Here is a 25,354-nt window from a genome sequence, read left to right as displayed (position 1 = left end):
TGCTTTATCTTAATCGTTTATAACCTTAGGTACTACGAAATACCCATGCTCCGATTTTGTATTGGATAATATCTCTTCTTTAATGTTTTGAGAATTTACAACATCATCTCGTACATGAATATCTTTATCTATAGTTCCATAACGCATAGGAGAAACACCTTCAGTATTAACTTTCAACAAAGTATCATGTATCCAATCCAGCATTGTCAGTTCTTTTGAGTAATATTGAATCTCATCATCGGATAACTTAATCCTCACAAGCTGTGCAGTTTTAAGCATTTCTTCTTTAGTAATTGTTATTTTTCTCTTATTTGCAAATTCTATTAACGAAGTGATAACATCTTCTGTTGATCTAGCTGGCACTTTTACCTCCTTGCATGAAGCAAATTAAAATATTTGCAATTGAAACAACCTCTATCTTATCATTTTTTTCAAATTTGTGAAATACGGTGTCCGTAATTACTAATTTATCCAGAGAAGAGGAAGAGATTTTCTCAACTGCATTTCCTGAAAGTATTCCATGTGTAATGCATGAAACTACAGACTTTGCTCCTCGGTTTTTTAAAGCAAGAGCTGCATTACATAATGTTCCACCAGAGTCAACTATATCATCAACAATGACGCAATTTTTGTTTGCAACTTCTCCGATTACATTCATTACCTGAGATTTACCTGCTTTTTCTCTATATTTATCTACTACAACAATATCATTATCTAACTTGTATTTTTCCTCTAAAATCTTTGCAAAAGCACGAGCTCTGCCAATTGCTCCAACATCAGGCGCAACTATTGCAAAATCCTCCTTGTATATAGAGTCAACAAATACTTCAAAACAGCTCAAATTAGTAACTGGTATATCAAAAAAACCTTCAATTTGACTTGAATGCAAATCAATAGCAGCAACGCTATTTGCACCTGCAGTTTGAATAAGATTTGCAACTAATTTAGCACTTAAAGCAGATTGCATATTATTGTTTTTAATAACCCTATCCTGCCTACTGTATCCGTAATAAGGAATAATAGCCGTTATTCTCTTGGCTCCTGACCTCTTTGCTGCATCAATTGTAAGCAAAAGCTCCATAAGGTTATCATTTACAGGGGAAGAAAGAGATTGTACTACGTATACTTCTTGATTATGTAGATTATTTGCTACTTCTACATTTACCTCACCATCGGCAAATCTTGATACCTGAGTAGGTAATAGCTGAGCATTTAGCCCACTTGCTATTGAATCTCCTAATTGTTTACTAGTGCTACCTATTATTACCTTCATATATATCAATTAAGTTTTGAAAATTATACAGAAACCATAGAATGATTAAAACTTTATTCTTGCCGCCAAGTGGATCATAGAAACGGAAAAGTTACTCGAAACATTTCACCGATGTTCCTTATCATAATAACGGCACTGGCTGAGTTCATTAAGTAATTTTATGCGCAGCGGAATGACAAAAAGCGTTGTTCACAAACACATTTTACTACATGATCTGCACTGATATTAAAATGCTCATAAAGTGTTTTATAAGGTGCTGATTCTCCAAAATTTTTCATGCCAATAAATATACCGTTTGAGCCTATATATTTATGCCAACCCACTTCACTTCCCGCTTCAATTGCAACTTTAATACTGTCATTATTTAATATTACCCCTTTATATTCATCACTTTGCTCGTCAAAAAGCCTCCAACACGGCATAGAAATGACCCTTGTTCCTACACCTTTTTCCTGTAATTTTTCTCTTGCCTCAACTGCAATTTCAACTTCAGATCCGGTAGCAAATATCGTCACTTCTAGCTTCCCTGAATATTCGCATAGTATATATGCACCAAATTTTGATAGGTTGGCCAATTGGTCAGTATAAGAGTGCATGTAATTAATATTTTGCCTTGAAAGCGCAAATAGTGCAGGTGACTCTTTTTTTTCAAGTGCAATGCTAATGCACTCCAAAGTTTCAATTGCATCTGCTGGCCTAAAAACATACAGATTTGGTATAGCTCTCAGAGAAGCTAAATGCTCTATTGGCTGGTGAGTTGGACCATCCTCCCCTACTCCAATTGAGTCATGAGTCATTACATATATAACCTGTTGTTTCATCAAAGCTGAAAGACGTATAGCAGGTCGGCAGTAATCGGAAAATACTAAAAAAGTTCCACCATAAGGAATAATTCCACCATGAAGAGCCATACCATTCATACAAGCTGCCATAGCGTGCTCTCTCACTCCATAGTGGACATAAGAACCATCATAATTATTACTATCTATTGCCTGCATGTACTTATATTTAGTACAATTTGAACCGGTAAGATCAGCAGAACCACCAATTAATTCTGGCATAGACTTCGTTAATAGTTCCATTACTCTGCCAAAAGAAGATCGAGTAGCTTCTTTTGGCATTAGCTCACATATTTGTTTCTTCAGGTTAGCTAAGTCATTTTCGATATTGTCTGGCAAACGTTTCTCAAGTCTTCTTTGTAGTTCTTCATTGATCAAGGATGTATAGTTTTGCTTTGCCCTCTTAACTGTTTCTATCCAAGCGTTTCTCACATCTTCTGGTACATGAAATGGTTCATAGTCCCAATTCAATTTTTCTCTCATCTGTTTTACATCTTCCTCTGTAAAGGCACCACTATGAGCAGAAGATGTGCCAGCACGGCTCGAAAATTTTCCGATAATAGTTTTGCAACAGATTAGTGTAGGTTTATCAGACTTTTGCGCCTGCTCTATTGCAAGGGATATAGCATCAAAGTCATGCCCATCGATTTTGTCAACATTCCATCCATACGCTGAAAAACGCTTTTCTACATCATCAGAACAAGAGAGGCTAGTAGAGCCGTCTATAGAGATGTCATTGTCGTCAAAAAGTGCTATCAGCTTATTTAATTTAAGATGCCCAGCAAGGGACGCTGCTTCATGGCTTATACCTTCCATAAGACAACCATCTCCTAGCATTACGTAAGTGTAGTGACTGATTTCAAACTGCTTTGCAAGAATCGATTCAGCAAGTGCCATGCCAACAGCAGTGGCAAATCCCTGACCAAGCGGGCCTGTTGTTGCTTCTATACCAGAAGTTAAGCCAAATTCTGGGTGACCTGGAGTTTTTGATGTAAGTTGCCTGAAGTTTTTTAGTTCATCTATACCAATGTAGCCTGTCAGATATAATATAGAGTATTGCAGCATCGAACCGTGACCATTTGATAAGACGAAACGATCTCTACTGATCCATTGAGAATCATCAGGGTTATGGTTTAGATATTTAGCAAATAATACAGTTGCAACATCTGCCATGCCAAGTGGCATACCTGGATGTCCAGAATTTGCTTTTTGTACCGCATCAATTGATAAAAAGCGGACAGCATTTGCCATGGATTTTAGTAATAGATGATTCATGTATTAATAGGAAAACTTAAAAGTGAAGTATACTACATCATAGTGGCAAAAACAAGTTGACACTTAATGTTAAAATCATTAATAATTTATAGTTAGATTGTGAGAATTTTTGTATGACAACTGTTATCAATAGAAAGTATAGAATCAGTCGCAGGCTTGGTGTAAACTTATGGGGTAGAGCAAAAGATTCGGTCAATAAAAGAAAATACCCTCCAGGTCAGCATGGTATTCTTGGATTTAAGAAATTATCTGACTTTGGTAAGCAGTTTGCTGCACATAAAAAATTTAAGTTCTACTATGCAATTTCAAGCAAACAGCTTAGACGTACATTTTTAGATGCTTACAAAAGAAAAGGTTATACGGCTGATAATTTTATTGGTGCCTTGGAATCAAGGTTAAGTTCTGTTTTATATCACTCTGGTTTTGTGCCAACAATTTACTCGGCAAAACAGCTTATATCTCATAAACATGTTACAGTTAATGATAAGGTGGTTAACATATCAAGTTATAGAGTGAAGCCTGGTGATATAGTAAAAATAAGGGAAAGAGCAGCAAAAATTCCTATATTAATAGAGGCTGAACAAAAACAAGAACGTAAGGCTCCAGATTATTTAGAGGCAGACAGCAAAGCACTTTCAGTGAAGTATTTGAGAGCGCCTCAATATTCCGAAGTCCCCTATTCAGCAGACATGGAAGTCAATTTAGTAGTAGAATTTTACTCTAGATAAACAACATAAGGCCCGTGTGGCGGAATCGGTAGACGCAGCGGACTTAAAATCCGTGGGTTTTGCGACCTTGGGAGTTCAAGTCTCCCCATGGGCACCAGTTTAATTTATTAAAAAAGTATGAAATGGCTTGATATAGAAGATATTGCAGAAGCTCTAGAAGAGAAATTTCCAAATGAAGATATAATTAGTATTAGATTCACTGAACTTAAAAGAAAAGTCTTGGATTTAGAAGAGTTTGATGATGATGAAAAGTATTGTAATGAAAAAATATTAGAGGCCATTCAAGCAGCTTGGATTGCAGAAAGATCTTAAAAAACAGATAGCTATAAGAAAATTACGGCATACAGTAAAAAGATAATCTTCTTGGAAATACTATACTTTACTCGAATTTTACTTAGTTTCATAATAATTTAATAAATTACAATTAAAAATGATTACAAGTTAGGCAACAATATACAAATACTGCTTTTTATGTGTGAGGCCGAGGGTCATGAAAACAATAAGTTAGTTTTTTGTATAAGAAAGTTGTAATATAATTTAATTTTAAGTACTGGAAAGATGTTTAAATATAGCGGGCCAAAGAAATTAAAATCTATAATAGAAAACTATGCATTAAAATGCATGAAAAATAAGATCAGCAAAAATGAAATACGTCTTATTTTAAACTGGAAAAGTATAGTTGGAGAGGAATTAGCAGAATGTACAAAACCACAAAAGATCTCATACGCACAAAACGTAAATTCTGGTGTTCTGCATCTGTTAGTAACAAATGGCAGTAAAGCATTAGAAATGCAGCATATGGTTTCTCTTGTAATAGAAAAAATTACAGTGTTTTTTGGCTATAAAGCAGTATACGGTATAAAAATCAAGCAAGGGAGTTGACTATTTAACTATATAAGGTTAACCTAGTTACATAGGATAAATTGGTATATTGAAGTGAGTAGAATTTGTGAATTAACAAATAGAAAAAAGTCTTTTGGTAATAAGGTATCGCACTCAAATCGTAAAACAAAGCGTACCTTTCTCTTAAATTTACATAAAGTTACATTGACGAGTAATATATTAGACAAAAAGTTTAGCTTTCGTATAGCAACAAGAACTTTAAGAACTATAGACTATAAAGGTGATCTTGATGCTTTCTTGCTCAATACAAAAACAATTAAACTAAGTAAAGAAGCACAAAAGATAAAAAGAAGATTAAAGAAAGTTTTAGCAAAACAAGAGGTAGAATTAGCTGTTTCAGATGCATAGTAAGCCTATATGGCTCAGAGCAAAAGCTCCAGCTGGTAAAATATTCAATAAAACCTTAAACACTGTTAAGCTACATAACTTACATACAGTATGCGAAGAAGCTGCGTGTCCAAATATTGGTGAATGTTGGAATAAACGTCATGCTACTGTGATGATTCTCGGCTCTGTTTGTACTCGTGCTTGTGCGTTTTGCAACGTTGCAACTGGCATTCCTGATAAGCTCGATCCTCATGAACCAGAAAATTTAGCAAAAGCGATAAAAAAGTTAAATTTAAAGCACGTTGTCATTACCTCTGTTGACCGCGATGATTTAGCAGATGGTGGTGCAAATCAGTTTATAAGGTGTATAGAAGAAATTAGAAAGATAACTTCGGAAACAACAATAGAGATTCTTACTCCTGATTTTTTAAATAAGAAAGGAGCGTTTGAAGCAATAGCTGTTGCATCACCTGATGTTTATAACCACAATATCGAAACAGTACCAAGACTGTATGCAAAAATAAGGCCAAGAGCTCGTTATTTTCATTCACTATATTTGCTAAAGATGGTGAAACAGATCAATTCTAAGCTTTTCACGAAGTCAGGGCTTATGGTTGGTCTCGGAGAAACAAAGGAAGAAATATTTCAGGTCATGGATGATTTACGTAGTGCCGAAGTTGATTTCATTACAATTGGTCAATATTTGCAACCAACTCCAAAACATGCAAAGATTGATAGATATGTTACCCCAGAAGAGTTTGAGCATTATAAATATATTGCTTATTCCAAAGGCTTTTTGGTAGTTGCATCAAGCCCACTAACTCGGTCATCATACCACGCTGAAGAAGATTTTAACAGGCTCAAGGCTTGTAGTTAATATCTTATTTTTTTTAGAGTATAGTTTAATATAGTAATTAATATTATGACTTTATTTAGAATATAATTTAATATAGGTATTGATGAAGCGAAAAAGTTATGGGTGATTCTAACGAAAAAGTTGACTACACTGAGTTATCAAAATGTTCTTTTTCTGACAAAATAAAGCCAAAAAGAAAGGTAACATTTTGTCAGCAAGTCCAAGTTAAAGAAATTCCACTTGAAGGAAAAAAAGGAGAGTGTAAACGACGCAAAAAAAAGAAACAGAAAACACAATTATGGGAAAGAGGTGCAGCAATTATTGTTCCACCAGTAATTGGGCTGCTAGGAGGTTTAATAACTTTAACACTCATAACAGAAGAAATAAGTTCACCATTTTTAATTGCAGCTTTAGCTGCTATAGCAATTACAGCAGCAATATATGAACTTGAGTATTTACTTAAACCTGAATTGCTAGAAAAGCCTGGTGAAACTTTAAAGGATTTAGTAACAGATTCTTTTGTAAAGGAAGAAAAAAACTCAAGAACTGTATAACAATAAATCAGAAAAGCTTAGTGAGTTGCCCTAGGCTTAACTTTTTACTTAGCTGATCACAAAAAGTATGAATTTTACAGCACCTAAACCAGCTGTTGTGGGTGTTAAGATCTTATATAAGCAATTGACAATTACTGAGATATCAGCTAAAATATTTACGTAGTATATTAGCAAGGGTAAGGTGAATTTTGGCGAATATGTGCATGATAAAGCTTTAACAATATCAAATGTAAGTGCTAAAATTGATGTAAGGAAGCTGGTAAACTTTCTACAGAATAAAAAAGACATTAAAGAGCTTAATTTAATAAATGTAGAGGTTGATTCTAAAGATGTAAAAGAACTAGGTAAACTTACACATCTTACTTCGCTCACTCTAAGGAACAATAAACTCGGTTTCGAAGGTGCAGGATATATAGGTCAAGGCAATCTACCAAACCTTACTTTACTTGAAATAAGCAATAATCATATTGGCGATATAGGTTTTGCATTTTTAATTGGCAGCAAACGTCTCCCAAATCTTACTTTATTAAATGTAGAAAACAACAACATTGTTGGAGTGTGGCGCCACCACTATGGAGGAGATATAGCACTCAAAAATCTCACCTCACTTTATGTAGAAGGTAACGGTAAAAAATTCTTGAATGATAAAGAAGTTATCCTTGATAGTATAAAAAAAAGCGCAATAACCGAAGCGCCTGGACACTCTAGAGTAAAAGATGGTGAAGGTGCTACAAAAAAATTAGTAGCTAAAAGAAAAAAAACGATACAAGCTACCAATAGTCAGTCAGATCCTAGTAGTAGGTTAAGTATAGAACTTTCCAAACAAGATGGGCTGCGTGAAATAGTACTTGACACTGAAACTACAGGTCTTGACGTCAATAGCCATCGAATTATTGAGATAGGATGTGTGGAGTTAATTAATCGTATTCCAACAGGCAAAGTATTCCATCGATACATCAACCCAGAAAGGAGCATAGACAAAGGTGCATTTAAAGTTCACGGTATCAGCGAAGAATTTCTAAAGGATAAGCCATTATTTTCAGAGATTGCATCTGAATTTCTTAATTTTATATCTAGCGATACTTTGGTAATTCACAATGCTGTATTTGACATTAAATTTTTGAACATGGAACTTGGTAAACTGAATGCCAAATTAATCTCTTCAGACAGAGTGTTAGATACATTACCGCTTGTAAGAAAGAGATTTGGACCACCAGCTTCTTTAAGTGCATTGTGTGAGCGTTTTGGTATATCACTAGAGAGTAGGAAGTTACATGGAGCGCTAATTGACGCTGAGTTGCTAGCAAAAGTATATATTGAGCGATTACAAACTCCTTTGGATCGATGTCAGCATACAGTACGTTTTAGAGAACACTTGCCAAGTAATGAAGAGGTTAGTAAGCAGTTAGATAAGATTAACGTATCTGTTCATGAGGGAGTAGTAGATAGAAGATTGTAAAAAGGCCTTTTGCTTTCAGTAGCAAAATTACTCTCTCAAGGGATGTATTTTCTAGCTTTAAAAACGCGAATCTCAATATCTGTATCCGTTCAGCAGAATGGCAAAATAAGATAGTATAAAAATAGAGTAAAAGTGCATTTACAATAATGAGGGCACAGCCCTTCTGTAGTCCCATTGAAACCGTTGCTTTTAGTATCTATGATGAGGTTGCTTGTGAGCAATTTGAACCTCAGTGTCACGCGCTGGAATGACATCATTGTTTTTTGCATGAAAAGACTGGATGATAGCTACTTTCATGATACCCACTTATTAGTTTCGTCTAATTTATTTTACCACTCTACTGAACGGATACATTCTAACTGAGAGCAAAGCACACTTACATCATTTAACACCTTCAGTGGCTCCCCTAGACTATGTTCTACTTTTGTCTCAAATTTAAATCCCAAATTTCCAAAAAATTCCTGAAAATACTCAATAGTAATGTCACACAAACTTCTACCACTTGTTTTATAATTTTTCAGCTCTTTCGGAATAATAAGAGACACTTTACCATCTTCATATGTTACATTTCTACCCTTACAGTTCAGTTTAAATTCTACTGAACTGTAAAAACCTGGTGTTTTGATATCATTAGCAAGATCACTGCTAAGTACCCTTATACATTCCATGCTAAAACTGAGTTTTAGACAATTGGAACTATGGCAATCCATACTATAAGTTATTATTATATCAGAATCTAACACAAGCAAGCCAAGTGGAAAAAGAGCCTTTAATAAATGCAGAAACAAAAAATGATTATATCCTTCTTGATGATAACTAGCTATCAATTCTTCTATAATAGAGTCATTTGGAACTGTTGCACCAACACGTATAAACATTTCCATAAAGACTACTTTAAGAAACAAACAATAATTTCTTTTCCCTTTTTCATTCCCTAAAATGAGATCTTTATGTTTTGAATATAGCTCCTCGATAAGCTCATTGGTTATTTTTTGTTTGTTGATAGTAAGGTTGTGTGATCTATCAAGGTCAATATATGTGTTGTAACCAGAGTTTATGCTACTCCAACCACCTGATTTCATTGGTATAGATTTTAAATCAGAATACTTGAGCTTTTTTACTTCAGATTTCAATGCGTTAACTATTTTTTTTGACATACCACAATCTTATATTATATACGTATTACGTACTTTTCATCATAAGTAAAGGTTTTCTGTAAAACTTGATTTACTTTTTATTATACCCACCTTATTAAAAAAAAGCAGAGATTTCAATATCTTATTCTAAATTCTTCAAGTTTAGATTCTTATCTTGGGATGTATTTATATCACTTAATACTCCAAGTGGCTTATCCAGATTATGCTCAAATTTTTCCTCAAAAAAGTGAAATCCAAATTTTTCGCAAAATTTCTGAAAATACTCAATAATGACGTCAAACAAATTCTTATCATTTGCTTTGTAGTTTTTCAGCTCCTTAGGAATAGCAAGAGACACCTTACCTTCTTCATACTTCACATTTCCACCTTCGCATTTTAGTTTAAACTCCACTGAGTTTTGTAAATCACATACTAAAATTTTATTATCGTTATATATGCCATCATTTACGCTAAAACTGAACTTCAGACAATTTGGATCTTCACAACTTATATAGGTCCTTTCTCTGTAAGAAGGAATTAAATAGTGGAATGAATACATGCACAATCCAAAAGAACGAAGTGCTTGACTTTGAGAAGAAAAGAATTGCTTGTACCCAGACCTGTTATAATAAGTTATCAATTCTTCCATAATAGAGTCATTTGGAACTGCTGCACCGGCGTGTACAAATACTTCCGTGAAGATTTGCTTAAGAAACAGACGATAACTCCCTTTTTTGTCCTTATCTTCTGTAATGAGATTTACATGTTTTAAATATAAATTTTTAATGAAATCATTAGTTATTGCCTTCCCATTAATAACAAGGTCACAAACAAATTCATATTCACTATTAAAGTCCATATCCAAATCCTTATATGTTCTATAATCAGAACTTTCTGTAGACTTCAAATCAGCATATCTCCTCTCCCTCGCCTTATCTTTCAGCTCATTAATCACTTTTTTTGACATATATACTATAATAGACATAAATCATTAATTTTTAACTAATATAGACTATGAACTGTAACTTGAGTTTCTTCCGGGTTTGCACTTGATTACTTTAACGATAGATCTTCCAATCCCATCTGATCTACTTGTACTTTTTCTAACTCACTTTTTACCTGCTTATGGTATAAGTTTGCTCTTCTCGCCCAAGATAGGTCACTATCTATTATATAAACGTAATTGCCATTGTTCTCTTCGAAGTAAAACAGCTTCAGTTTACTTTCGTCTTGACCAATTAATTCACTACGAATTACTTCTACAGTATAAAATTGACCCAAATTCATACTTACTTCACGATGTTGCATATACCTTAACACCCGTGGCTCATATAATTTTCTTATCTCACCATTTTTGAGATCACCTATTGTACACTCTATCTTCTTTAATCCGTATTTAATAACTCTCACTAATCTCTTCGTCTCATCATCCCACAGCTGTTCTTCTTCCAATCTTTTACATGCGGTAAAAAATTGTGATTCTTCTCTTTGCATAAACCGAGATAAACGTTCTGCCAACTCATAGCACATTTTTTCTTGACTCAGTATTTCTCTTTTATATTGAGCTAAAATATTAATCGCTATACTTGGACAACTTACTGCAATCAAGTCATTATTTAAATCCGTTTTAATAATTTTGCCGCTCTCTGGATTAACATGTACAGTAACTTGCCCTAACAAAATTCCCTTAGAAATCGTTATGTCTTTTCCTATATGAGTGTCAATGGCTTTTAAAGAATCAAAGTCTATATATATTGCACCTTTCTCTCCTGTCATTTTTTCTGAAAGAGCAAGAGCAATCAATCTAAAGGTATCTATTTCAACAGCAAAATACATCCTTTGCTCCTCTGACATATTATACATATTCTTAAAGAAATCCTTTATGCTAATGTCTTCACCATCTATCTTCCATCCTGTATCTATTTCGCTCCAGTCGTATTGGTGTAAATCTACAACATGCACTCCTTCCATTCCTTTCAGTTCACGCTTTAAATCATCTATTTGATTTTCTTCAAATCCAGGACCATTTATAACCAGATATATGTCCCTCTCCTCTTTATTTGTTAATTTATGATTTGATTATATATAAGTAACTAATACCAAAATCCATTACTGACCGAACAAATAAGAAACATTACAAACTCGTTTAATAGTAGTACTGGAAATATTGACAATAAAATTACACAAAACATCTTCAAGTAAACCTATGGTATCGTAGATACTATTGCGTAAAGTATTGTATTTGATATATTGCCACAACCTTTCAACAGGATTCAGTTCCGGTGAATAAGGAGGCAAGTATATGATGGTAATGTTTTCCTGAATTTTCAAACTTTTTGATCTATGCCAACTTGCACAATCCATTACAAGAAAGGCTTCTTTCGTGCCTAAATCTTTCGACATCTGCTCCAGAAATATATTCATACAATCAGTGTTTACATATGGAGCAAGTAGGCTAATTTTCTTACCACTTCTTGGATTTACCGCACTGTAGATATAGAAATTTTGTCTACCAATTTTCATTTTAACCTGTGTTCTGACCCCTTTTTTAAACCATCCGTGTCCGATTTTTGAATGAGTTCCAAATCGTGATTCATCAAAAAAATACCTCCTTTTCAGGGTGGGAATTGACTATTTTATTGAAGTATTTTTTAAACTCTTCTTGCTTGTTTTTATCTTGTTTATGGTGAATTGGCCTCGGTGTTATGTAAGAAAACTTCATCCTTTGTATCTCACGGTGCACTGTTGATTTGCTAATGTTTAGGCCAAATTCCTCTGAGATTTTTATTTGCACTTCCTTAATAGTAATATTTGGATTTCTTTCTACCCATATTTCAATTTGCTCACGTTGATTTTTGTTTAATTTGCTTTTTCTTCGCCGCTGAGACGGGGAAAATAATCTTTCTACTCTACCAAATTTTAGATGCTTTATCCATTCAGTCAAAGCAGTCCTTGAAATTTTACATATTCTTGCCACAGCGCTTATACTACTTTCTTTTCCTGCTATCACCGCTTGTAACTTTTTTGAAACATATGCGTTATTTCTGACCTTTTTTAACATTTCTTTCGCCAAATTTACAACTTTTTCGTCTAATAGTTTTGACCTTAATGCCATTTATACCTCTCTATTTTATCTACTTTAGTATCACTTCTTTCCCATTATTGTCTATCTGTTCTTTATATAGTGGGAATTGGTATAAGATCACTATTCTTACCATTCGGTAGAGATGCACCATATACTCTTGGCACCCAAGTTAGTATTATTGGTGCTTTATTTGATAATTTTTTTACATTACCGATCATTGTTTTACCTCACAACATTCACGGCATAATAAAACATTAGTAAAAAAATTCAACCAATTGCTTTCACATTCTTTTAAAAGAAGACAATTTTATTGGCATCCGTTCAGCAGAGTGAGTTAGACGAGAAAAGAAAACTATAGGGTCAATATGTGACACTAAAATCCAGAAAATTTAATTTCAAACCAGCACTTCCTTCCTTGTCATTCCAGCACGTGACCAGTTCTTATTGCCTACTCTGAACCCCAGTGTTAGCTACTTGAATGACAATAAAGGGAGTCCTCATTCCCCTAAATAAATACTTTTATTGTGCTTTGCGCTTCAAGCCATTGACGGCATATACATCTGGCTCATCTATCACCTTCAGTGGCTTGCCAAGGTTGTGCTCTATGTTTATATTACGCTCAGAATTGTACTCTATTTTTGTATCAAACTTAAAGCCCAATTTCTCGCAGAGCTTTTTAAAGTATTCAACAAGCTTATTAATAATATCAGTAAGCTTATCAAGCAGACTGTCATCGCCAGCTTTGTAAGCTTCTAACTCTTTAGGAATTGTAAGCAACACTTTACCATCTTCATATGTCACATTTCCATCCTGACATTTCAGTTTAAATTCTACTGAACTGGATAAATCACACGTTACCTCATTATACATGTCAATGTCGCACATATTTGTATATTTCATACTGAAATTAAGTTTTAGACAATCGGGTTGGTAACAACTCATATATTGCTTGTTTGTTGAGCCGCCACCCATTGTGCACAATTTTAACGAATCAAGCGTTTGATTCATAATAAAAGCAGCGGGAAAAATATATCCACCTTGATAATAATTATCTATCAACTCTTCAATAATAGATGAATTGGGAATCGTTGCATCAGCATGCATAAACATCTCTCTAAAAACTTCTTTAAGAAGTAGACGATAATCCTCTTTTCCGTTTTCATCTTTCAGAATTAGATTTTTGTGTTTTGAGTACAAACCTATGATAAACTTTTGATTGATCGATTTACCATTAATAGTAATGTCCATTCTATTAAGATCCGTATATGTTCCCTTACCAGAAATTACTTCATCCTTAGTTTTAGCTTTGAAATCAGCATATTTGAACTTTTTTATTTCAGATTTCAATGTATTAACTACTTTTTTTGACATATTATATTACACGTTATTTATATTAATGTTAGCAAATACTCTATTAATTGTCAATTTTTAGAACTTTTGCTTCCGTCATGATTTAAAGTTTTCAGTCTCTGCTTTAAGGGACTTTCTATAGAAAGTCCCTTAAATAACTGTTATGCAAGCGATAGCTTTTCCATTGCTACCCTGCCTACTTCTGTTTCTTTCAGCTTGTTATCTACTCGTTCATGGTATAGATCTTTTCCCTTCATCCAGGATAGGTCGCTCTCTTGCTTAAAAACATAATTACCATTGTTCTCTCTAAAATCAAATGACTCACGTCTGCTTTCTTCTTGACCAACTAATTTACAATCAACTACCCTTACAACATTGAATTGACCTAAATTTAATCCAAGTGTGATAAGGAAGGGGAGAAAAGCTCGTTCATACAACGCCGCTATTCTATAATCTCTTAAATCTTTTACATACCTTTCTGCATCCTCTTTCTTATTAATCATTTCTTTCATCATCTTTTCTATTTTATTTTTCTCTTGTCCCTCTGTCATCTCTTCCTTTTCTTTAAGCATATGAGGGATACAATTACCTAGTTCACTTATTATTAAAGTTAAATACTTTAATAATTCACCGCACATTTCTTTTTGACTTAGTATTTTACTTTTATATTTAGATAAGATATCAACTGCTACGCTTGAATCATTTATTGCAATTAGATCATTATTTAAGCTTGTGTGAACAATTATTCTACTATTCGGGTCAAACATTACCACTACATTCCCTAACAATATTTTTTCAGGGATTGTTATATCCTTCCCTATATGAGAGTTAATGGCTTTTAAAGAATCAAAATCTATATATATTCCACCTTCATGTTCCGAAAACTGCTTTAAGAGTGCCAGAGCAACTAATCTAAAAGTATCTATTTCAACAGCAAAGTATGTTCTTTGTTCATCTGTCATGTTATACATATCTCTAAAGAAATCTTTGATACTAGTATCTTTACCATCTATCTTCCATCCTTGATCTATTTCGCTCCAGTCATATTGGTATAAATCTACAACATGCACTCCTTCAATTCCTTTCAGTTCACGCTTTAAATCATCTATTTGATTTTCTTCGAATCCAGGACCATTGATAACCAAATATATATCCCTCTCTTCTTTATTTATTAATTTATGATTTTTTATTATATCTAAGTAATTAAGGTCACTGTTTTTACCATCAGGTAAAGATGCACCATATACTCTTGGTACCCAAGTTAGTATTATTGGTGCCTTATTTGATAATTCATTTGCACTATTAGTCATAATTTTACCTCATTATATTGCTATATTAATAGAATAGTGGATTTTTTAATGAAACACAAGTTCCTGCTGGTAAGATCTCATTTATGAAGTCCTTCTCTCCTAGTTCACAATTTTTGTTTCCGTATTTTCCAATGAATCACCATAAGTGACTGCTTTTAGGTAAAATTTTCTTCCTCTTTGCACTTCAAAAGAAATTATTGAATCATCAAGCAAAGTAAACTTTTCACCTTCAGTGTGCTCATATTCTTTATACCAATTCCCACTATATAAAGAACAGATAGACAATAATGGGAAAGAAGTGATACTAAAGTAGATAAAATAGAGAGGTATAAATGGCATTAAGGTCAAAACTATTAGACGAAAAAGTTGTAAATTTGGCGAAAGAAATGTTAAAAAAGGTCAGAAATAACGCATATGTTTCAAAAAAGTTACAAGCGGTGATAGCAGGAAAAGAAAGTAGTATAAGCGCTGTGGCAAGAATATGTAAAATTTCAAGGACTGCTTTGACTGAATGGATAAAGCATCTAAAATTTGGTAGAGTAGAAAGATTATTTTCCCCGTCTCAGCGGCGAAGAAAAAGCAAATTAAACAAAAATCAACGTGAGCAAATTGAAATATGGGTAGAAAGAAATCCAAATATTACTATTAAGGAAGTGCAAATAAAAATCTCAGAGGAATTTGGCCTAAACATTAGCAAATCAACAGTGCACCGTGAGATACAAAGGATGAAGTTTTCTTACATAACACCGAGGCCAATTCACCATAAACAAGATAAAAACAAGCAAGAAGAGTTTAAAAAATACTTCAATAAAATAGTCAATTCCCACCCTGAAAAGGAGGTATTTTTTTGATGAATCACGATTTGGAACTCATTCAAAAATCGGACACGGATGGTTTAAAAAAGGGGTCAGAACACAGGTTAAAATGAAAATTGGTAGACAAAATTTCTATATCTACAGTGCGGTAAATCCAAGAAGTGGTAAGAAAATTAGCCTACTTGCTCCATATGTAAACACTGATTGTATGAATATATTTCTGGAGCAGATGTCGAAAGATTTAGGCACGAAAGAAGCCTTTCTTGTAATGGATTGTGCAAGTTGGCATAGATCAAAAAGTTTGAAAATTCAGGAAAACATTACCATCATATACTTGCCTCCTTATTCACCGGAACTGAATCCTGTTGAAAGGTTGTGGCAATATATCAAATACAATACTTTACGCAATAGTATCTACGATACCATAGGTTTACTTGAAGATGTTTTGTGTAATTTTATTGTCAATATTTCCAGTACTACTATTAAACGAGTTTGTAATGTTTCTTATTTGTTCGGTCAGTAATGGATTTTGGTATTAGTACCCTCTTGTCCTCTAATTAGGTCACTCAATTTGTATTTATTCTTATCTATAAGCTTTGCACTTTGGAATTTTATTACCTCTTTGCCAATCAGTGCTAACACAGTTGGACTCATGACGTCTATTTTACCAAAACGCAGTACTACTGTAATTCCCTCATCGGTAAATTCGATTACATATCCGTAAGTAGATTGTATATTTGCGCTCGCGATGGGCTTATAATTTTTATCATCATACGAAATAAAAAGCGTTGCTCCTTTCCAATTCTCTTCTTCACTATTTAAAGTAAAGCTTGCAATATTGTCTTTAATATGCAGTATTTCTACGATAGTTTTACTGATATGAGAAGGAGGGTATTCTTTAAGCATAAGTGATCTTGTTGAAGGAAAGGAGAGCTTGTATATAGAGGGATCATAACCAACTCCCATTACTTGAATGGACATGCTTTCAAACTTTGTTTTTATAATTCTCATCGTATGTCTTTTCTCGCCATCTGAAATTGCTATAACATCACTTGGTAAAAGCCATGCATATTTTATCGGGAGCTTAAAGTTGTATATATTTCTCTCTTGCCACGCAGAATAAAGTAAAACTTCAGCTATATTTTGCGCCTCCCCTTCCTCCATAATGAGCGGTATTGGAACTGTTGCAGCATTGCCCTGCCTTGGGAGTTCAGCATATTTCACATCAATTGGATAGCCAAAATTGCGGTTAAAATAAACGATGTTAATCCTATTGTTTAAATCTAATTGGCTAAGCTGTATCAACTTTAAACTGTTATTGGAAACTATCTCATCTATGGGTATTTCAGTTGTCACTCCCCTGCCCTTTTGAATAAATTTCAGTTTTGAGTTCTGTTCAACCACATCAAAAAAATAGCAACTTCGCAGCATTTTAATAATTGAACGTACGGGTTGCTGGTCATTTATCACATACCCAGATAACAATCCTTTGACACCACTTGTATCAAATTGTTCCCCTTTTAATCCTGCCTTTTGCAATAGATCAGACAAAACATCAGAAATATTAAGCTGTGAAATCTTTCCCTGAATCCAGTGCCCCGTCTGCCAGTTATGGCAATCGGCCCACATATCACATAAGTTGGGAAAATAAGGAAATGGTCTAGCATCCCATGCCCAGAGGAACATTTTCTCCACCATTTCTGAGCTTTGCCACTTTTTCAGCGTTCCTTCAATTGCAATTTTCTGCGAAAGAAAGCTCACCTCTCCGTTTGAGTATCGTGGATATTTACTCTCTATACTACCTTTATCAACAAACACATTGGGCTCATTAGTGCAGCCGTTCATACTGGGAAATCCATATTCGGTAAACCATATTTTCTTCATTTTTGGTTGCCATTTTGTTTTACTACCATCAGGATTTACATGAACTTCACTCCACCATTTCTCGATATTTTTCCACGCATATCTACTGTCATTATACTTTATTTTCTCAGGATCACTTTTTGAGTAATCATAAAAATAATCATACCCTACTCCATTGCTCCAACCACCCGTTACATCTTCTGCGGAATAGCCAAAAGGAGGTTCTTCGCCATCGGTAAGTGGAAAATAAGCATCGATGCCAACAACATCGATGAACTGTGAAGACCAAAGTTCATCCATATTATACCAACCATCGTATGAATGATATTCGCTCCAATCGGCAGCGTAAGTTACGTTTACTTCTTTTCCAAGCTGAAGTTTTACTTGCTTTGCAAGTTTAACTAGCTCTGCTACTGCAGGATAATTACCCTCTACATCTTTTACTCTGATGAGCTGCGCAAATTCAGACCCGATTATAAACCCTTTCACTTTAGCTCTTTTGGCAATGCTCGTGTAATGCTCTATGAATTTGCTATACTGATTCTCAAAAAAATCACTTATATTCTCAGGGGCCCCACTCAATTTTCCTCGCCACTCTTTGTTCTTTGTGTCAAGCAAGAACATTGGGTAGAGCATTACCTTATAACCTCTGCTATGCAGCTCTTCTATATATCTTATTAGTGCTGCATCACTAACTGTACCGCCATATCTTGGATTGCCATGATTATCTTTTGAAATGAGTTGGGCATTATCTCTGGTTATATTTCCCACTTGCCAATCATCAGGCACTATAGCAGAATCGTCTTGAAATTCAACTGCAGGATATATTTTACAATCTTTAATATTTAAACTGCTTGCAAACCAATTAACCACTACCGACGCCCATTCAACATTTGGTAAACTTTCCTTCAATTGGTCCAAAGAAAGCATAGCATCGCTCTTTTTTGTGTGATTATTGTGATTTACTCTTTGTGCCGGTCCATAGGGAATATATTGACTACTGCTTATTTTTTCTCGTGCAATTTTCTTCTGTATTTTCGTATCATACACAAACTCCCCTGAACCTGGTATAATATTGATATTTTTAATGTTTTCTGCTACTGAGAATCCACTGAGCTTCAGTGCAGTTTGCACTTCAAATGTAAACACCGGAACACGATTACTATAGTCTGCCAAAGGAAAATTTTTGATGACTATGTAAGAGCCTGTACGTGATCTCAAAAAAGGGATAGAATGAGAGGATAAAGTATATAAAGTAGGATATGCGAAGTTTATATCCAAGTGATATAAGTCGAGAAAAGTTTGAGATTATTGTAGCAGATCTGGAGTCTTGCAGGAAGAGGACAAAGCCAAGAACACTTGATTTATATCATGTATTTTGTGGAGTGTTATACGTCTTAAAAAGTGGCTGCCAGTGGAGAATGTTACCAAAAGAGTTTCCAAAATGGCGGAATTGTTACGACTATTTTAAGAAGTGGAGTGAAAAAGCAGATGCAAATAAAGAAAGTGTTCTGGAGCTGGTATTAAAAAAAAATAGTTGGCGTGGTCCGACAAAACAATGGTCGGAAAGAAAAAACCAGCTTCTGCATAATTGATGCACAAAGCGTAAAAAATGCAGATACTGCTGAAGAAAAAGGCTATGATGCAGGCAAAAGGTTTCAGGAATAAAACGCCATATTGCGGTAGATACACAAGGTTTACCCCACGCAATTTATATAACAACGGCAGAAATAACTGATCGTAGTAGCGCTGTGAGAATGGTTAAAAATGCTAAAGAAAACCTATCTGAAGTTAAAAATATACTAGTTGATGCTGGCTACACAGGAGAAAATTTTGCAACACAAATAAAAGCAACTATTGGCGCTACCGTTGAAGTAATAAAGCGAAACGAATTACACACCTTTGTCGTATTGCCGAAAAGATGGGTTGTTGAGAGATCTTTTGCTTGGTTGCAAAAATGTAGGCGATTGTGGAAAAATTGCGAGCGGAAACTCAACACTAGCCTGCAAATGGTCGTTCTTGCTTTCGCTGCTTTGCTTCTGAAAAGATTATGAACAGGCTCTAAGATATTCCTCTATAAGCTGGTACATTCTTCTCACCTTCGATTGATAACATAAACGGATCAGGGTTTTGGTCTTCTCTGCCGTAGTAAAAAGTATAATCTATTTGGTCAAAGCTAAGCGATTTTGTACCCGCCCAGATTCTATTTAATTTTTCTACTTTCCCCTTGCAAATTGCAATTGCGAGTGTTGCATAGTAGTTATATGTAATATTTATACCTCTTCCTGTTTTATTTTGAGTGGTTATCGCCTCCTCTTTTATTGGCTGTGACCAAATAATGTTTCCAGCAACGCGAGCAGTGCCATAGATAATTGGAATTGCTTTGCCATAAGTTGAGGTTTGAACTTGCAGATTTTTCAGCCTCGCCCCATGCGTTATCTTTTGCTCGGCATCAAGACCAAATATTGCATTATCAAGCTGTGCACCAAGCAGAGCACCGAGTTCTGAGCCAACAATCTGGCCAATTGGCCCAAAAATACTGCCCGCTTTACTTAAAATTGATGATAAAATTATTGTAGACATAATATTCTCCTTTTTGATAGATTGTTTTGAATTTTTGAAAGAAGATCCCAGACTGGGATGAAATTGGGACCTACTGTATAGTAGTGTCATGCAACTGGTATCCAGGAAAAAAAAGGATGTCATCCGAGCAGCACTTTTCCTGTCATCTGAGTAGCTGACACTGGGATCCATTGTTCTTTATTTCTGGATTCCAGCGTCACGCGCTGGAATGACATTAAATGATTTTTCTTTGAATTTGAGTTATGCAAGCAGCCCCTTCGATGTCACCCGAGTAGCCCTCTTCCTGTCATCCCAGTGCTTGTGACACTGGAATGACACCCTTTCAGAAGTTCAATGAACCTTCTGGATAAAAACTATTGTCAAGCACTGGAATGACATGATTCGAATTGTGTCACTTGCATGGCGTCATCCCAGACTGTGTAGTAATTCTCCTTATTCCTCGATTTACCGCTTACTTCCTCGAGAAGATACATCACTCAATGAAGAGCTTACTGATGAACTTCTAGATAAGCTTCCAAATGATAGCCTTATATCCTTGTTTTTAGTTTCTCCGTTACTATGTTTCTTATCTGGCTCATCTTTTATGTTATGCTCCTTCTTGAAATTTTTACAGAAAGTGCGAAGATATTTTATTTCGCCTCCCTTTTCTGTAGTTTCGTTTATTTTATCGATTAAGCAAATCAGATTTGCCATTGAGAATCCCTTACTAGCCTGTACAAGAATTTTCATATCGCTATCTTTTAATTTTTCGAGCCGTTCTTGTAATATTTTTTGACGTGTATCGTCTTTATCCAGCCCAGGAACCTCAATACACTCCAAACGACCACCCCTAATAAGCGCAAAATCTAAATGATTCTTATGATTAGTTGCAGCAACTACCGTTATATTTTTTGAGGATAAAAACTCTCGATCCAATTTAGTGAGTAAATGAGTTAAAGGTCCTGCATTTTCACTGAAAGTGCGCTTTTTGCCAATGCCGTCAATCTCATCTATAAAAATTATACACGGACTGTTTGCCTCTGCTTTCTCAAAAACCTGATCTATATTTGATTGATTAGACAAGCAAGATGCAGAAACAAACATAAACGCAAACAGAGATTTAGTTTGATTTGCAATTGCCTTACTAATACTAGTCTTATACCAAAATCCATTACTGACCGAACAAATAAGAAACATTACAAACTCGTTTAATAGTAGTACTGGAAATATTGACAATAAAATTACACAAAACATCTTCAAGTAAACCTATGGTATCGTAGATACTATTGCGTAAAGTATTGTATTTGATATATTGCCACAACCTTTCAACAGGATTCAGTTCCGGTGAATAAGGAGGCAAGTATATGATGGTAATGTTTTCCTGAATTTTCAAACTTTTTGATCTATGCCAACTTGCACAATCCATTACAAGAAAGGCTTCTTTCGTGCCTAAATCTTTCGACATCTGCTCCAGAAATATATTCATACAATCAGTGTTTACATATGGAGCAAGTAGGCTAATTTTCTTACCACTTCTTGGATTTACCGCACTGTAGATATAGAAATTTTGTCTACCAATTTTCATTTTAACCTGTGTTCTGACCCCTTTTTTAAACCATCCGTGTCCGATTTTTGAATGAGTTCCAAATCGTGATTCATCAAAAAAATACCTCCTTTTCAGGGTGGGAATTGACTATTTTATTGAAGTATTTTTTAAACTCTTCTTGCTTGTTTTTATCTTGTTTATGGTGAATTGGCCTCGGTGTTATGTAAGAAAACTTCATCCTTTGTATCTCACGGTGCACTGTTGATTTGCTAATGTTTAGGCCAAATTCCTCTGAGATTTTTATTTGCACTTCCTTAATAGTAATATTTGGATTTCTTTCTACCCATATTTCAATTTGCTCACGTTGATTTTTGTTTAATTTGCTTTTTCTTCGCCGCTGAGACGGGGAAAATAATCTTTCTACTCTACCAAATTTTAGATGCTTTATCCATTCAGTCAAAGCAGTCCTTGAAATTTTACATATTCTTGCCACAGCGCTTATACTACTTTCTTTTCCTGCTATCACCGCTTGTAACTTTTTTGAAACATATGCGTTATTTCTGACCTTTTTTAACATTTCTTTCGCCAAATTTACAACTTTTTCGTCTAATAGTTTTGACCTTAATGCCATTTATACCTCTCTATTTTATCTACTTTAGTATCACTTCTTTCCCATTATTGTCTATCTGTTCTTTATATAGTGGGAATTGGTATTACCAGTTCCTGGTGGACCATACAAGAGATATCCTCTGCCTTGTAACTCACAAATTTCCTTCAATTTTTCTCTTATGTCATTTGGTAATATAATATTATCAAATGTTGTATTCCATCCTCTTGCTTCACCTTTTGCGTAAAATTCCATATTCAGCTTTGCTTCTACTTCATTTTTTGTTGCAGGACTATTAATTAACCTTGCAGAAAGATCACTAACCTCTTTTTTTAACCCCTCCACTTTATCTTTCGTTACAAAACTATCTGAAATTCTCTCGACTTTTTTTTCTAGATCACTAAGCTTCTTTTTATTTTCTTTAGCCTCTTCATTCTCCAATTCTTCTTTAATTGGAGCTAGCGTATTTTCTTCTTTCCTTAACTCTTTATTTAGCTCTTCAACTTCAGCTTTCGAGTTTTCTTGAGATTTTTTACTTTGTTTAATCATTTTATATGAAAACACAATTACTACTGCAGAAAGCGCAAATAAAATAAAAATAACAGGGGGAGCTATATTTAAAGCTGCAACTGAAGATAAAAATGCAACGTAAGGAGCTACAGCAAAAACTCCAGATGTAATTAATGTAAGAGAAGCAATAGCACCAGCTATAAAAAAAGGTATATTAGCTCTACTAGACATATTTTAGCTTATAAACAGTTAATTTATAAATAATACATTTAAATAGTACAAGCTTTTCATAGTAAAGCAAGACTAACTAAAGAGATAACTCAAGGTGTCCTTAATCAATCTATGATCGAGGTATTATGCAGTATTAAGATATAAGATGGTATGTTGTATTTTTAATTCAGTGTTCTTTTTCTGTCATTCCAGGGTACTGGAATGACAGATACTATGATAAGAAATTCAATAACTTAAAGTAGGTAATTAAAGCCTCTAATTAAAATCTAAATCTATAGTTATCATAAGCAACACTAAAGAAGTGCGGAAGTAAAAAGTTACAAAAGAGCATTCCGCATACGCATGCTTTGTATATCTACACTTTGCCACCCTTCTGTTAAGCTTTGCCTCCCTTCCATTACATTTTGTCGCTCTTTTATTTGTTTTATTTCGTTATCGAATTCTGACATTAGATATTTAGCATAACCAGATGTTAATGCTGTTGATACAGATACAGCTATTACTGCCGTAATAGATGTTAATGTACCTTCCATTGCCTCGGTTATAAAAAGCGTCATTGCTACAAAATTCCCTAACATGGCAACTAAGCCACCAACAACTACACTACCTTGAACTACTTTATTTTTTAAAAACCCTTTTATACTCTCTACCGTACCTTCTTGGTGATTTATAATGGCATAATACAAAGGAGTTTTCTGCAAACTATCTTTTTCATAAACATCTGCACCTCTGTCTAGTAGAGCATCTACTATCTCTAAATAGCCATTTTTAGCAGCATAATGCAAAGGAGTACTACCATTTCTATCTTTTACATTAATATCTGCACCTGTTTTTAGTAGAACATTTACTACATCTATGAATTTATATATAGTAGCATAATGTAAAGAAGTACGACCATTTCCATCTTTTATATTAACACCTGCACCTCTCTTTAGTAGAGCATTTACTACATCTATGAGTTCATATATAGTAGCATAATGCAAAGGAGTACTACCACTTCTGTCTTTTACATTAACATCCGCACCTTTTGTTAGTAGAGCATTTACTACATCTACACATCCACTATAAACGGCATGATGCAAGGCAGTCTCTCTATTTTCACCTTCTACATGAACATCCGCATGCCTATCTAATAAAACATTCACTAAATCCTTACAGCCAGCTGCTGCAGCTGCAATTAATAATGTAAATTCGGCATCAGGATCACTTTGGATGAATGTATGATTTATACTAAAATTTTTATTTTCCCACTCTTGATACGCTATTGTATCTTCTCTTCGCAATACCTCTTTTATTTTATTAATTACGTTATCTTTATTTACACTTGCATCTTTATCAATTGCACTTAATATTTTTTTCAGATTTTCAAAATTCATCTTTACCTCCTATAACTTTACGATGCAGTTACTACACAATTACAAACAAAAGTAAACACATTTTTAGGAATTATTTAAAAAACCATTGAAAAAGTCAGTGATTTACAATAAATAACTGATCCATTTAATTGGAAGAAATATGTGATGTAATTATAGCCATTATAAACAACAACAGAAAAAACACGGAAGTAAAAAATTTATATTGATCTTATCATATTTATTATTAGCATGATTATAAACCTGGGAAAGCAAATACAAGTCAACTTATCTAAAAAAAATAGTGAGAGGGGTCTTATCTGGCGCAAAATTGATGGCCAACCTTAGTGAAAATTATTTTGCATCATTGAATAATAACAGCATTAAACCAACCAGCTCTATAAGAAAACTAATAGAGGCTTTTTTACTTGTCCCAATTATTATATCCAGTGCTATTACACTAGCATGTACCTATTTTTTTCTGAATGCAGTGAGTATTCAAAAATATGATTGCAGCTTTGAATAAGGAAAAAATTATGGCGCCTATGATTTTTGAAGGCTACTGCGATACAGACGTTTTTAATAGCTAGTTCAAGCTTTATTGCTGGGTGATTTTGGATAATGCAACTTTTCATAGAAAATAAGTGAATTTGTTAAAAGTGTCGGTGCTGAAGTTATATATCTGCCTCCATATTCTCCTGATTTTAATCAAACCATTGGTTTGTTATAAAAAATTGAGCCAGAAAGAATATCCAGCTATTCGAACTATTAGA

The 25,354-nt window shown here is 34.2% G+C and carries 24 protein-coding genes, 1 tRNA gene and 2 pseudogenes; 11 read left to right on the top strand and 16 right to left on the bottom strand.

Going from position 1 to position 25,354, the window contains the following annotated elements:
• Window positions 1-9 precede the first annotated feature (9 nt).
• The 3 genes from gatC to tkt all read right to left on the bottom strand — a co-directional run bounded on the left by gatC (window position 10) and on the right by tkt (window position 3,387).
• A complete protein-coding gene (gene gatC / locus ABWU24_RS06280) occupies window positions 10-363 on the bottom strand; it encodes an Asp-tRNA(Asn)/Glu-tRNA(Gln) amidotransferase subunit GatC (protein ID WP_108784140.1) in 354 nt (117 codons plus the stop codon).
• Window positions 353-1,273, bottom strand: a complete 921-nt coding sequence (locus tag ABWU24_RS06275; protein ID WP_108784141.1) for a ribose-phosphate diphosphokinase — start codon at window positions 1,271-1,273, stop codon at window positions 353-355. Before ABWU24_RS06275 ends, gatC begins: the two co-directional genes overlap by 11 nt.
• Window positions 1,274-1,431: 158 nt before the next feature.
• Complete coding sequence (tkt, locus tag ABWU24_RS06270) at window positions 1,432-3,387, bottom strand: transketolase (protein WP_135352851.1); 1,956 nt, start codon at window positions 3,385-3,387, stop codon at window positions 1,432-1,434.
• A gap of 113 nt (window positions 3,388-3,500) precedes the next feature.
• On the opposite strand from tkt, the gene rpsD reads away from it, so the two are divergent.
• The 8 genes from rpsD to dnaQ all read left to right on the top strand — a co-directional run bounded on the left by rpsD (window position 3,501) and on the right by dnaQ (window position 8,214).
• Window positions 3,501-4,115, top strand: a complete 615-nt coding sequence (rpsD, locus tag ABWU24_RS06265) for a 30S ribosomal protein S4 (protein WP_006012690.1) — start codon at window positions 3,501-3,503, stop codon at window positions 4,113-4,115.
• A gap of 10 nt (window positions 4,116-4,125) precedes the next feature.
• A tRNA-Leu gene (locus ABWU24_RS06260) sits at window positions 4,126-4,212 on the top strand.
• A gap of 20 nt (window positions 4,213-4,232) precedes the next feature.
• Window positions 4,233-4,427 carry a Fe-S cluster assembly protein IscX gene (gene iscX / locus ABWU24_RS06255; protein ID WP_007302643.1) on the top strand — a complete coding sequence of 65 codons (195 nt, stop codon included), beginning with the start codon at window positions 4,233-4,235 and terminating at the stop codon, window positions 4,425-4,427.
• Between the two features lie 309 nt (window positions 4,428-4,736).
• On the top strand, window positions 4,737-4,997 hold the full coding sequence (locus ABWU24_RS06250) for a DUF721 domain-containing protein (protein WP_254229807.1): 261 nt from the start codon (window positions 4,737-4,739) through the stop codon (window positions 4,995-4,997).
• Between the two features lie 54 nt (window positions 4,998-5,051).
• Window positions 5,052-5,366 (top strand): 50S ribosomal protein L28, encoded by a 315-nt coding sequence (gene rpmB, locus ABWU24_RS06245; RefSeq protein WP_015588578.1) that lies wholly within the window; start codon window positions 5,052-5,054, stop codon window positions 5,364-5,366.
• Window positions 5,359-6,222, top strand: a complete 864-nt coding sequence (gene lipA / locus ABWU24_RS06240) for a lipoyl synthase (protein WP_341815935.1) — start codon at window positions 5,359-5,361, stop codon at window positions 6,220-6,222. Before rpmB ends, lipA begins: the two co-directional genes overlap by 8 nt.
• A gap of 98 nt (window positions 6,223-6,320) precedes the next feature.
• Window positions 6,321-6,755, top strand: a complete 435-nt coding sequence (locus ABWU24_RS06235) for a hypothetical protein (protein ID WP_341815934.1) — start codon at window positions 6,321-6,323, stop codon at window positions 6,753-6,755.
• An 808-nt stretch (window positions 6,756-7,563) separates the two neighbouring features.
• Entirely contained in the window at window positions 7,564-8,214 is a 651-nt protein-coding gene (gene dnaQ, locus ABWU24_RS06230) for a DNA polymerase III subunit epsilon (protein WP_369800723.1), read from the top strand.
• 329 nt (window positions 8,215-8,543) lie between these two features.
• On the opposite strand, the gene ABWU24_RS06225 is transcribed toward dnaQ, so the two are convergent.
• From ABWU24_RS06225 to ABWU24_RS06195, 7 genes are all read right to left on the bottom strand, one after another.
• The gene (locus ABWU24_RS06225) at window positions 8,544-9,371 is read right to left on the bottom strand and encodes a hypothetical protein (RefSeq protein WP_015588574.1); all 828 of its coding nucleotides are present in this window, start codon (window positions 9,369-9,371) and stop codon (window positions 8,544-8,546) included.
• Window positions 9,372-9,492: 121 nt separating this feature from the next.
• On the bottom strand, window positions 9,493-10,317 hold the full coding sequence (locus ABWU24_RS06220; protein ID WP_015588573.1) for a hypothetical protein: 825 nt from the start codon (window positions 10,315-10,317) through the stop codon (window positions 9,493-9,495).
• An 86-nt stretch (window positions 10,318-10,403) separates the two neighbouring features.
• On the bottom strand, window positions 10,404-11,321 hold the full coding sequence (locus ABWU24_RS06215) for a hypothetical protein (RefSeq protein ID WP_353274609.1): 918 nt from the start codon (window positions 11,319-11,321) through the stop codon (window positions 10,404-10,406).
• Window positions 11,322-11,459: 138 nt separating this feature from the next.
• Window positions 11,460-12,465 (bottom strand): IS630 family transposase gene (locus ABWU24_RS06210; RefSeq protein WP_353274215.1). Its coding sequence is split into 2 segments (ribosomal slippage): window positions 11,460-11,954 and window positions 11,956-12,465, totalling 1,005 coding nucleotides; the frame shifts between segments, so codons are not numbered across the junction.
• A gap of 489 nt (window positions 12,466-12,954) precedes the next feature.
• Complete coding sequence (locus ABWU24_RS06205; protein ID WP_015588571.1) at window positions 12,955-13,806, bottom strand: hypothetical protein; 852 nt, start codon at window positions 13,804-13,806, stop codon at window positions 12,955-12,957.
• 140 nt (window positions 13,807-13,946) lie between these two features.
• Window positions 13,947-15,095, bottom strand: a complete 1,149-nt coding sequence (locus ABWU24_RS06200; RefSeq protein ID WP_015588570.1) for a hypothetical protein — start codon at window positions 15,093-15,095, stop codon at window positions 13,947-13,949.
• A 99-nt stretch (window positions 15,096-15,194) separates the two neighbouring features.
• A complete protein-coding gene (locus ABWU24_RS06195; RefSeq protein WP_353274607.1) occupies window positions 15,195-15,434 on the bottom strand; it encodes a hypothetical protein in 240 nt (79 codons plus the stop codon).
• On the opposite strand from ABWU24_RS06195, the gene ABWU24_RS06190 reads away from it, so the two are divergent.
• A protein-coding gene (locus ABWU24_RS06190; protein ID WP_353274215.1) for an IS630 family transposase occupies window positions 15,428-16,433 on the top strand; the annotation gives its coding sequence in 2 pieces (ribosomal slippage) (window positions 15,428-15,937 and window positions 15,939-16,433; 1,005 coding nt in all). The genes ABWU24_RS06195 and ABWU24_RS06190 overlap by 7 nt on opposite strands.
• On the opposite strand, the gene ABWU24_RS06185 is transcribed toward ABWU24_RS06190, so the two are convergent.
• A complete protein-coding gene (locus tag ABWU24_RS06185) occupies window positions 16,427-18,994 on the bottom strand; it encodes a glycoside hydrolase TIM-barrel-like domain-containing protein (RefSeq protein ID WP_353274605.1) in 2,568 nt (855 codons plus the stop codon). The genes ABWU24_RS06190 and ABWU24_RS06185 overlap by 7 nt on opposite strands.
• Before the next feature lie 41 nt (window positions 18,995-19,035).
• Here ABWU24_RS06185 and ABWU24_RS06180 point away from each other — a divergent pair.
• A pseudogene (locus ABWU24_RS06180) lies at window positions 19,036-19,827 on the top strand (IS5 family transposase).
• 7 nt (window positions 19,828-19,834) lie between these two features.
• On the opposite strand, the gene ABWU24_RS06175 reads toward ABWU24_RS06180, so the two are convergent.
• From ABWU24_RS06175 to ABWU24_RS06155, 5 genes are all read right to left on the bottom strand, one after another.
• Window positions 19,835-20,356: a hypothetical protein gene (locus ABWU24_RS06175; protein ID WP_353274603.1), complete on the bottom strand. Its 522-nt coding sequence runs from the start codon at window positions 20,354-20,356 to the stop codon at window positions 19,835-19,837.
• 444 nt (window positions 20,357-20,800) lie between these two features.
• Complete coding sequence (locus ABWU24_RS06170) at window positions 20,801-21,532, bottom strand: AAA family ATPase (protein WP_353274601.1); 732 nt, start codon at window positions 21,530-21,532, stop codon at window positions 20,801-20,803.
• Window positions 21,507-22,512 (bottom strand): IS630 family transposase gene (locus tag ABWU24_RS06165; protein ID WP_353274215.1). Its coding sequence is split into 2 segments (ribosomal slippage): window positions 21,507-22,001 and window positions 22,003-22,512, totalling 1,005 coding nucleotides; the frame shifts between segments, so codons are not numbered across the junction. The genes ABWU24_RS06170 and ABWU24_RS06165 overlap by 26 nt, the downstream gene beginning before the upstream one ends.
• Before the next feature lie 51 nt (window positions 22,513-22,563).
• A complete protein-coding gene (locus ABWU24_RS06160; RefSeq protein WP_353274599.1) occupies window positions 22,564-23,229 on the bottom strand; it encodes a hypothetical protein in 666 nt (221 codons plus the stop codon).
• A 317-nt stretch (window positions 23,230-23,546) separates the two neighbouring features.
• Window positions 23,547-24,605, bottom strand: a complete 1,059-nt coding sequence (locus ABWU24_RS06155; protein WP_353274597.1) for an ankyrin repeat domain-containing protein — start codon at window positions 24,603-24,605, stop codon at window positions 23,547-23,549.
• A gap of 479 nt (window positions 24,606-25,084) precedes the next feature.
• On the opposite strand from ABWU24_RS06155, the pseudogene ABWU24_RS06150 reads away from it, so the two are divergent.
• Window positions 25,085-25,316 (top strand): annotated as a pseudogene (locus ABWU24_RS06150) (transposase); the annotation flags it as partial.
• Between the last annotated feature and the right edge of the window lie 38 nt (window positions 25,317-25,354).

This window comes from Wolbachia endosymbiont (group B) of Hofmannophila pseudospretella, assembly GCF_964028515.1.
GTDB lineage: Bacteria > Pseudomonadota > Alphaproteobacteria > Rickettsiales > Anaplasmataceae > Wolbachia.
Note: the sequence above shows the minus strand (reverse complement) of the source record. Positions and strands in the feature narration are given on the sequence as shown.

What these genes read in the sequence shown, in the direction of transcription:
- ABWU24_RS06275 (WP_108784141.1), bottom strand. Translation starts at nt 1,273, where the DNA reads ATGAAGGTAATAATAGGTAGCACTAGTAAACAATTAGGAGATTCAATA.
- tkt (WP_135352851.1), bottom strand. Translation starts at nt 3,387, where the DNA reads ATGAATCATCTATTACTAAAATCCATGGCAAATGCTGTCCGCTTTTTA.
- rpsD (WP_006012690.1), top strand. Translation starts at nt 3,501, where the DNA reads ATGACAACTGTTATCAATAGAAAGTATAGAATCAGTCGCAGGCTTGGT.
- iscX (WP_007302643.1), top strand. Translation starts at nt 4,233, where the DNA reads ATGAAATGGCTTGATATAGAAGATATTGCAGAAGCTCTAGAAGAGAAA.
- ABWU24_RS06250 (WP_254229807.1), top strand. Translation starts at nt 4,737, where the DNA reads ATGAAAAATAAGATCAGCAAAAATGAAATACGTCTTATTTTAAACTGG.
- lipA (WP_341815935.1), top strand. Translation starts at nt 5,359, where the DNA reads ATGCATAGTAAGCCTATATGGCTCAGAGCAAAAGCTCCAGCTGGTAAA.
- ABWU24_RS06235 (WP_341815934.1), top strand. Translation starts at nt 6,321, where the DNA reads ATGGGTGATTCTAACGAAAAAGTTGACTACACTGAGTTATCAAAATGT.
- ABWU24_RS06225 (WP_015588574.1), bottom strand. Translation starts at nt 9,371, where the DNA reads ATGTCAAAAAAAATAGTTAACGCATTGAAATCTGAAGTAAAAAAGCTC.
- ABWU24_RS06220 (WP_015588573.1), bottom strand. Translation starts at nt 10,317, where the DNA reads ATGTCAAAAAAAGTGATTAATGAGCTGAAAGATAAGGCGAGGGAGAGG.
- ABWU24_RS06215 (WP_353274609.1), bottom strand. Translation starts at nt 11,321, where the DNA reads ATGGAAGGAGTGCATGTTGTAGATTTACACCAATACGACTGGAGCGAA.
- ABWU24_RS06205 (WP_015588571.1), bottom strand. Translation starts at nt 13,806, where the DNA reads ATGTCAAAAAAAGTAGTTAATACATTGAAATCTGAAATAAAAAAGTTC.
- ABWU24_RS06200 (WP_015588570.1), bottom strand. Translation starts at nt 15,095, where the DNA reads ATGACTAATAGTGCAAATGAATTATCAAATAAGGCACCAATAATACTA.
- ABWU24_RS06195 (WP_353274607.1), bottom strand. Translation starts at nt 15,434, where the DNA reads ATGCCATTTATACCTCTCTATTTTATCTACTTTAGTATCACTTCTTTC.
- ABWU24_RS06175 (WP_353274603.1), bottom strand. Translation starts at nt 20,356, where the DNA reads ATGTCTACAATAATTTTATCATCAATTTTAAGTAAAGCGGGCAGTATT.
- ABWU24_RS06170 (WP_353274601.1), bottom strand. Translation starts at nt 21,532, where the DNA reads ATGTTTCTTATTTGTTCGGTCAGTAATGGATTTTGGTATAAGACTAGT.
- ABWU24_RS06160 (WP_353274599.1), bottom strand. Translation starts at nt 23,229, where the DNA reads ATGTCTAGTAGAGCTAATATACCTTTTTTTATAGCTGGTGCTATTGCT.
- ABWU24_RS06155 (WP_353274597.1), bottom strand. Translation starts at nt 24,605, where the DNA reads ATGAATTTTGAAAATCTGAAAAAAATATTAAGTGCAATTGATAAAGAT.